The organism is Bacillus sp. (in: firmicutes) (assembly GCA_017656295.1).
In the GTDB taxonomy this organism is placed as follows: Bacteria; Bacillota; Bacilli; order Bacillales; family JACDOC01; genus JACDOC01.
Genome location: JACDOC010000041.1, coordinates 1 through 1559 on the forward strand (window position 1 = coordinate 1; position 1559 = coordinate 1559).

The 1559-nt window shown below is 42.7% G+C and carries 1 protein-coding gene; it reads right to left on the reverse strand.

Annotation, left to right across the window (positions count from 1 at the left end):
• Positions 1-96 precede the first annotated feature (96 nt).
• Complete coding sequence (locus H0Z31_15670) at positions 97-1440, reverse strand: ISLre2 family transposase (protein ID MBO8178844.1); 1344 nt, start codon at positions 1438-1440, stop codon at positions 97-99.
• Positions 1441-1559: the final 119 nt, after the last annotated feature.

Below are 1559 nucleotides of genomic sequence, written 5' to 3' on the forward strand. Positions count from 1 at the left end.
GATTGAGTCAAGTATTTGTGGGCAGTTTTTTTCTCCCTAACAATGAAAGCGGATTCACTATTTTAGGGTACTCTCTTGATAAAAAATTTGTCTTTTTTAAAATCCGGCCAACTCCTTTAAAGTCTTGTACACTGGAATATTTGCCTTACCTTTTAGGTATAGGAGATTGTCTCTTGTGACTTCACCAATTGTACTTGTCACCTTTTCTACGTAATGTTTTGGTGGATTCTTTTCCTCCTTGGTTTCTGTCCATCTTTCGACTTTCCCAAATAATGTTTTCAATGCCAGATTGTCTAGGAAAGCCACCAATCCAGTAATCATGGCACTTACGCCTTTTTCTACCCAGCTACGTCCATTTTTGAGCCTTTTTGCGAAGACACTCATCGTTCCCTCGGCACTTCCCATTGGACGCATTCCTTTGGTGTCAATACCTTGTTCTTGGAGCCACTTCCGGTAATCCCCGAGGGCTTCAGGATATTTTTCTAGTTGACGAATCAATTGGTCAAGACGTTCTTCCTGATCCTCTGTCTCTAGTGTTCCAACAGCACTGTTTAATTCCGTAAGTAGTTTCTGACTGTCATAGGACGCTAGTGCCTTTTGCATTTGGCGATAGCGAGGATGCTTACGGAATAAGCTGCGAATATCCCTTGCCACGTGGAAACGGTCAATTGAAAAGAATGCCCTGCCTTTAAAATGGTCTCGACAGGCTGTAATCCATCCGGCACCATCCCCGTTTATTACTAGCTTATGGACAGTTGGGTCATACTCGAAGTTTTCAATGAGAAAATCCTCAAACGCCTCCCAAAATGGCTGGTTCCCACGGTGAATAAAATGGCGTTTGTCTTTCAAACTTACTCGTTTTCCGTTGATTTCCCAGCCCTGATGAACCGCTGCAATTTTTTCTTCCTTGCCCCGTTTTCCTTTTCCTTGACGTTTCACATATAGGCCGTCCACTTCCACGAATAGGACAGGATAGTTTACAGGCTGTCGCTCTTTTGGGATACTTTCAATCTGTAACAGGTGTTGACGTATAGCTTCGTGACTAATCACTCGGTATCCTAAAAGTGTTTCAAGCGTGTGTTCTGCCTTTCGATAGGATGGCCCTGTAATGGCAAGCTCTAGAGCCGCTTCTTCTATCAGCGGACTAAAGGAGCCTGTCCCTTCGAATTCCAAAGAGCGATCAAGCAGATAGACATATTCACCTTTCTCCCTGTCTCGGTAGTAGTTCCGTTTCACCTTTATTTCGCCAAAAAGACTGATAATAGTGGTGGTACGCTTATCGAGTAGACGATAACGCTTTTTATTTCGTTCTTCAGCAATCTGCTTGTCCATGTCCTCTAATAGTGTTTTCATGACCTTTGAGAAGGTTTCCTGTAATTGCCTCCAAACTAATTGCTCAATCTGTTTTAAATTTGGATATACTGTGTTATTCTTTTGCATGAGGGGTTACTCCTTTGTTTGTGATTTAGTTTTGGTCGACTAAGATTCTACCAAGGAGTAACCCTCTTTTTCATGTTATTTGCTTATTAACTACCGCGCTTTCGCTTGGTGGCCCCCTC

Excerpts from the sequence above, each read along its gene's own strand:
- H0Z31_15670 (MBO8178844.1), bottom strand. The coding sequence starts at position 1,440 with ATGCAAAAGAATAACACAGTATATCCAAATTTAAAACAGATTGAGCAA.